This is a genomic window from Sphingomonas sp. YR710, from assembly GCF_900101455.1.
In the GTDB taxonomy this organism is placed as follows: domain Bacteria; phylum Pseudomonadota; class Alphaproteobacteria; order Sphingomonadales; family Sphingomonadaceae; genus Rhizorhabdus.
This window is the reverse complement of sequence record NZ_FMZJ01000034.1, coordinates 1-5,473: the sequence shown is the minus strand read 5'-3', so window position 1 is coordinate 5,473 and position 5,473 is coordinate 1. Positions and strand designations below refer to the sequence as shown.

Sequence of the window (5,473 nt, the reverse complement as noted above, 5' to 3'; positions counted from 1 at the left end):
TCCCCCCGCTCAAAGCCAGGGACGTGTTCAAACATGGGTCAATTCTCGGTGGAAATTACTGGCCTTCCCGGGTCACTTCTCAGCGGCAATCAACAGACAGGAAGAAGCTCGATGCGGCGAAGGCGATCGAGAGGCCGAACACGATCTGGATCAGACGGCGGTAGCCGCCGCTCGAATCGCCGAACGCGAGCGTGAGGCCGGTGACGATGATGATGATCACCGCGATGATCTTGGCGACCGGTCCCTCGATCGATTCGAGGATCGACTGGAGCGGAGCCTCCCACGGCATGGACGAACCGGAGGCGTGGGCGGCTTGTGCCATCATCATGCTGACGAAGGCGATGGCGGCTGTCGTCGAGCGATGGCGAAGCAGGCGCAGGCAATGACGGATCATAAGAGATCTCCTGACAGGTGCTGGGGAAAGGGGATGACGCGATAGTCGCCGTCGGGCCCGAGTCCCTCGACGCGGGCGAGTTCGGTGAGGCGACGGGAAGAGCCGCGGCCGCTGAGCACCGCGACGAGATCGATGGTCTCGGCGATCAGCGCGCGAGGGACGGTGACGACCGCTTCCTGGATGAGCTGTTCGACGCGGCGCAGCGTACCGAGCGCGGTGCCGGCATGGATCGTGCCGATGCCGCCGGGATGGCCCGTGCCCCATGCTTTGAGCAGATCGAGCGCTTCGGCACCGCGGACCTCGCCGATCGGGATGCGATCGGGGCGCAGGCGAAGCGAGGAGCGGACGAGATCGGAGAGCGAGGCAATGCCGTCCTTGGTGCGCATCGCGACGAGGTTCGGCGCGGCGCATTGCAGTTCGCGCGTATCCTCGATCAGCACGACGCGGTCCACGGTCTTCGCCACCTCGGCGAGCAGCGCATTGGTGAGCGTGGTCTTGCCGGTGGACATGCCGCCGGCGACGAGAATGTTGCGCCGATCGGCGACGGCCTGCCGCAGGATCGCGGCCTGATCGGCCGACATGATCCCGGCCGCGACATAGTCCTCCAGCATGAAGACCGCGACCGCCGGCTTGCGGATCGCGAAGGCCGGCGCCGCTACGACCGGCGGCAGCAGACCCTCGAACCGCTCGCCGGTCTCGGGCAGTTCGGCCGAGACACGCGGGCGACCGGAATGAACCTCGGCGCCGACATGGTGCGCGACCAGCCGCACGATCCGCTCGCCGTCGGCGGCGGACAGGCGCTGTCCGGTATCGGCAAGCCCGTCCGACAGCCGGTCGATCCAGAGCCGCCCGTCAGGATTGAGCATCACCTCGACGATCGATGGGTCGTCCAGAAATCCGGCAATTGCCGAGCCAAGCGCGGTGCGCAACATGCGAGCACCGCGCAGGATCGCTTCGGATTGCTGGTGAGAAACCGCCATATTGTCCCCGTTCGGTTTTGGGGGCGCCACACACGTTCCCCGATGGGGCCTAACAAAAGAGCCAGATTTCGAGCGGCGGCAATAAGCTTAGGGACGTAGTAGTGCGGTGGCGTGCAAAGACAGGAAAAGGGCGGTGAGCGAGCGATCATACGGAGGCACTCAAGCAAGCTTGTCATGATCATCATTATTGCCGCAGGTGAATTTGATGTTGCTCGAGCCAGCACGACGAAGAAGGATTCGTATTTTGCTTGGTCCGGCCGACTGGTCCGGACGTCGGATCTGGAATCGGCGCCGCCGCGACGTCGCCATGAGTCAGTAGGTCGCGACCAACATCGGCCGTACAGCGTCACTGACGGGAACGATCGCTTCGTGTTCGGCTGCACCATACGCAGGCAAGGGGGCGGCCTCCCGCCAGATCGCTCAAGGGCGCTAAAGATTATCGCTGCCCTTTCCCCTTTTGTCTGAGGAGGTGCAGAAATGACGGAAATATCGCCTGCAAGCCATCGCCCGTCTGAGTTCTCAGCCGAGGCACGCTCCAGATAATTCGTGCATGACGCTTCAATATTGCGTCCTTTTCAGTGATGAGAAGACGCATCATAGCGTTGATATGCCTCGGCTCATCCTGCCCTCCGTGCAGGTCAATATGCTCGGCGGCCAGCTTCCGCCGCCGGAATCGAACAGCACGCGCCACCTCAAGCTGCCGCTGGACGTGCTGTAATGGACTGGGCCAGCGCGATGCCGGTTTCCGGGTTGACTGGCCGCTTGCTGATCGAACTGACCGATGCGGTCATGTTGCTCGGCTTGGGCCGGATCGCTGGCGTGAGCGGGCTCGCCGAGCATGCATTCAAAATCTCGCCAACCGGCGCGCCGTGGAGAATCGCCGCGGCTTTCGTCATCGCCCTGCCCATCGGGGCGTGGATCATCAGCCTGATCTCGGCCCCCCGGTAACGGCGCGCTTTTCGGTCTCGCGCAGAGACAATCTGCCATGGTGCGGGTCCGCGAGTGCAACAGCCGGGAAGTCGGCCATGCCGCCGCTCAATGCGCCATGAGGACAGGGACCGCAGAATTTTCGATCAGCTTGCGCGTCGTCCCGCCCATCAGGGTCTCGCGGAACCGCGAATGGCCATAGCCTCCCACCACCAGAAGATCGGCCTTCCGACCGAGTGTCTCCTGCTGCAGAAGCACTTCGATCTCGTCGTCGTGCTTCGACGCCAGCGAAACGATATCGGCGATCAGGCCGTGGCAGGCGAGATGACGAACAATGTCGTTCCCCGGTGCGCTGCTGCCGGGCATGAAGGAGGTTCCTGCATCAACGATGACGACATAGACTTGAGCGCCGGGTTCGGCGATCGCGATCAACGCCTTCGCTGCCTGGGCGGCCTCGGCCGAACCATTCCAGCCAAGCACCGCGTGACGGATCGGTGCGGGCTGCCATGACGAGGGGGGCAGCAGGATCGGCACGCGCGCGCCCAGCAGGCAGGCCTCCGCCACACGCCGTCTCAACCGCTGGTCGCTCCAGTCCTCATTCGCGCCGATCAGCACGAGATCGGCAAGCCGTCCCTCGACATTCGCCACGCCAGGCAGCACCGCAGGATCCTCGCAATAGCCGCGGACGTCGACCCAGATCGGGGCGTCCGCCATCCTTGCGCGAACGGCGGCGAGCTGCGCGCGATGGTCTTCGTCGCCGGCGTAAGCGGGCGAATAGAGACCCATAGGATCGCCGAATATCAGGAAGCGCTCGGTGAGCACGGTCACGCCGAGATGAGCATGGTGAAGCTGGGCGAGGGTCAGCGCGACGTCGAGCGCTGCCCCGGTCGGGGCGGCGCCATCGACGAGCGCGAGGATATCGCTGAGCATCGGCCGAGTCCGGTCCGTGCGCAAAAGGCTGGGACGCGCGGTCGTGTCCGTGTGCTCGCTCGACAATTCGGCTTCGACCAGCACGAGCTCATTGTCGCCGGGGTAGGGCCTGGCAGTGAAGCCTATGTCATGTTCGAGTTCGATCGCCGCATGATTCTCGCGTCTCTCGATTGACTGCAGCCGCTTGATACCGTGCGCGCGGGCATAACGGGCAACATGGCCAAGCAGCATCCAGCCGATGCCCCTGTTCTTGTATCTCGCATCGATCGAAACCGCGACCTCTGCCTTATCCCGCCCATCGTCGGCCGCCAGCATCGCCGATGCTATGATTCCGCCATGGCTGGGATCGAAGGCTACGAAATGCTCGGTCAGTTTGTGATCGACATGGGTCATTTCGACCAGCCGAGCGCCGCTGACCTGTTTGATGCCGCTGAGGAACCGGAAGCGAAGATCTTCCGGTGTGACATGCTTGAAGAAATCCGCCAGCGCGGCTTCGTCGCCTGGCTGCACGGGACGCACGGGAAAGCTGAATCCCGTGCGAGTCGTCAGCGTGGCGCTCCAGTCGCGGCGCGGAAGCGCATCGGGCGGGCAGTCCAGATTGAGAGGTTGCATGGCCTGACTCCGTTGCATTATTACGCCGCGACAGGGGCCGCCATCTTGGGACGCACGTCCTTCGCCCTTCCCCCTTTCCCATTCGGTCCGGTTGTGCTCGTCGAGCAGCCCTTATTCGTTCAGTATCCACTCCATATTGCCGGGGGCAGGCCGTCGCGGATGTGTTGGCGCGCGAGGTGAATGAGCGGTCGCTTGACCTTCAGCCGCCATCCTCGTCGTCCATTTTCTCTTCGCCGACATAGGCGCCCATATCGATCCGCCCTGAGCGATTCATCTCGTTCATTTTGTCGACCAGATCGGGCGTGTCGTTAGGGACGATCTGCGCGGGGTTCCTCTTGCCTCCATGTTCGCTCTCCTCGGCGCGGTCGAGTGCCGACACCATCGCGTCGTCCGCCACGTCCTGCGCCTGGGTACCGGCTTCCGACTGCTCGGCATTCTGTGCGTCCGGGTCGTTGAAGTCGGCGCTGCGCGGCGCATCGCCGCCAGCCTTATTCTTCTTGTCGCTCATGTGGCTTTCTCTTTCATATATAATCCTGCACGTTCACGCGAACGGCAGGTCCGATTCAGGGCTTGCCGTGGTCACGGTCACGGTCACGGTCCCGGCCTTGATGTCTGTCATGGCCGCCCGCGCCGCCGAAATGCGGCATGCGTGCACCCTGCTGAGGCCGGGTGCTGCCCTCTATCGGGTGGAAGCGCGTATTCGGAACGTCCCTGCCCCGATAAAAGTGGCTCCGATCCCCTCGCTTATAGGCGCGGTCCTGTTCGCCGAGGCGGTAGTAAAAATAGCCGTTACTACCCCAATAGCCGTCATAGATCGGGCCATAAAAGCCGTCATAATAGCCACTATAAGGGTAGACGCTCCCCATGTAGACGCCGCCATAGCCATAACCGTCTTCGACGCAGGCGGTGAGTGGCAGTGCGACCAAAGCGAGGCTCATGACAAAAATCGAGCGCTTCATTCTATCCTCCAACTTTGGCCGGTAAGGACATCAGAGAGAAATTTCGCTATCGGCGCATCGACGGCCGACGTCGCTTCGTGGAGACTAGGTTGTTCGAATGACCGCTGGATCGAAATACGTGATTGTCACAAGCGAGCGAGCGCGCGTCTTTTCGTATACGGCGCCGTCAATCGGAAAGTCGGCGGCACGCGACGACGATCATAGGTCGATCTTTCGGCACCATCCTGCTCGATGGCAAAAACATCACGCCGTTGTAGATTGACCACCGGGCGCTTCTGGGCCTCGGTTGCCTGCCTCACGATGCTTCGATCGTTCAGGAGTGATGCTGGAACTCGTCGACCGGGGCGGCGGCCGGGTTCTCTTCCAGGGCACGCCTGACGCGATACCGTGCGATCAGGATGTTCGCCGCCTCTATCTGGGCGAAGACTTTTCTCCTTAGGGCCCGCGGAGAAATAACTGAATCGATTCTCTCGCCTGAAACGCGGTAAAAGCTCGATTGCTGACATCTCGGCCGAAGCAGTTAATTCGCCACGAGCTCTTAGTTCGGGTGAAGTCGCGGAAGGCAGGCTTCCTATCCTAGGTCGTAGACTCATAAGCGCGCAGCCACAGCCGCATTGAGGCGAGCTGGACCATGGCGAGGAAGTTGGCCGCGAGCTTGTCATAGCGGGTGG

At 62.5% G+C, this 5,473-nt stretch carries 6 protein-coding genes and 3 pseudogenes; 3 read left to right on the top strand and 6 right to left on the bottom strand.

The annotated features are described in order from the left end of the window. Positions 1-79: 79 nt before the first annotated feature. Positions 80-394 (bottom strand): TrbC/VirB2 family type IV secretion system protein, encoded by a 315-nt coding sequence (locus tag BLS13_RS20105; RefSeq protein WP_093454800.1) that lies wholly within the window; start codon positions 392-394, stop codon positions 80-82. After that, positions 391-1,374: a P-type conjugative transfer ATPase TrbB gene (trbB, locus tag BLS13_RS20100; RefSeq protein WP_093454798.1), complete on the bottom strand. Its 984-nt coding sequence runs from the start codon at positions 1,372-1,374 to the stop codon at positions 391-393. The genes BLS13_RS20105 and trbB overlap by 4 nt, the downstream gene beginning before the upstream one ends. Positions 1,375-1,972: 598 nt before the next feature. On the opposite strand from trbB, the pseudogene BLS13_RS21145 reads away from it, so the two are divergent. Both BLS13_RS21145 and BLS13_RS20095 read left to right on the top strand, forming a co-directional pair. After that, positions 1,973-2,092 (top strand): annotated as a pseudogene (locus tag BLS13_RS21145) (MBL fold metallo-hydrolase); the annotation flags it as partial. Continuing rightward, positions 2,092-2,322 carry a hypothetical protein gene (locus tag BLS13_RS20095; RefSeq protein ID WP_093454797.1) on the top strand — a complete coding sequence of 77 codons (231 nt, stop codon included), beginning with the start codon at positions 2,092-2,094 and terminating at the stop codon, positions 2,320-2,322. The pseudogene BLS13_RS21145 and the gene BLS13_RS20095, both read left to right, overlap by 1 nt. Before the next feature lie 87 nt (positions 2,323-2,409). Here the strand turns inward: BLS13_RS20095 and BLS13_RS20090 are convergent, their stop codons facing one another. The 3 genes from BLS13_RS20090 to BLS13_RS20080 form a co-directional block, all read right to left on the bottom strand. Next, positions 2,410-3,843, bottom strand: a complete 1,434-nt coding sequence (locus tag BLS13_RS20090) for a GNAT family N-acetyltransferase (RefSeq protein ID WP_093454795.1) — start codon at positions 3,841-3,843, stop codon at positions 2,410-2,412. Positions 3,844-4,042: 199 nt separating this feature from the next. Continuing rightward, positions 4,043-4,351, bottom strand: coding sequence for a hypothetical protein (locus BLS13_RS20085; RefSeq protein WP_093454794.1), 309 nt, complete (start codon positions 4,349-4,351; stop codon positions 4,043-4,045). Positions 4,352-4,406: 55 nt separating this feature from the next. Then, positions 4,407-4,802: a hypothetical protein gene (locus BLS13_RS20080; protein WP_093454792.1), complete on the bottom strand. Its 396-nt coding sequence runs from the start codon at positions 4,800-4,802 to the stop codon at positions 4,407-4,409. Positions 4,803-5,124: 322 nt separating this feature from the next. On the opposite strand from BLS13_RS20080, the pseudogene BLS13_RS21320 reads away from it, so the two are divergent. Continuing rightward, positions 5,125-5,241: pseudogene (locus BLS13_RS21320) on the top strand (LPS export ABC transporter ATP-binding protein); the annotation flags it as partial. A 137-nt stretch (positions 5,242-5,378) separates the two neighbouring features. On the opposite strand, the pseudogene BLS13_RS20535 reads toward BLS13_RS21320, so the two are convergent. Next, positions 5,379-5,473 (bottom strand): annotated as a pseudogene (locus BLS13_RS20535) (IS5/IS1182 family transposase); the annotation flags it as partial.

Excerpts from the sequence above, each read along its gene's own strand:
- BLS13_RS20095 (WP_093454797.1), top strand. The coding sequence starts at position 2,092 with ATGGACTGGGCCAGCGCGATGCCGGTTTCCGGGTTGACTGGCCGCTTG.
- BLS13_RS20090 (WP_093454795.1), bottom strand. The coding sequence starts at position 3,843 with ATGCAACCTCTCAATCTGGACTGCCCGCCCGATGCGCTTCCGCGCCGC.
- BLS13_RS20105 (WP_093454800.1), bottom strand. The coding sequence starts at position 394 with ATGATCCGTCATTGCCTGCGCCTGCTTCGCCATCGCTCGACGACAGCC.
- BLS13_RS20080 (WP_093454792.1), bottom strand. The coding sequence starts at position 4,802 with ATGAAGCGCTCGATTTTTGTCATGAGCCTCGCTTTGGTCGCACTGCCA.
- trbB (WP_093454798.1), bottom strand. The coding sequence starts at position 1,374 with ATGGCGGTTTCTCACCAGCAATCCGAAGCGATCCTGCGCGGTGCTCGC.
- BLS13_RS20085 (WP_093454794.1), bottom strand. The coding sequence starts at position 4,351 with ATGAGCGACAAGAAGAATAAGGCTGGCGGCGATGCGCCGCGCAGCGCC.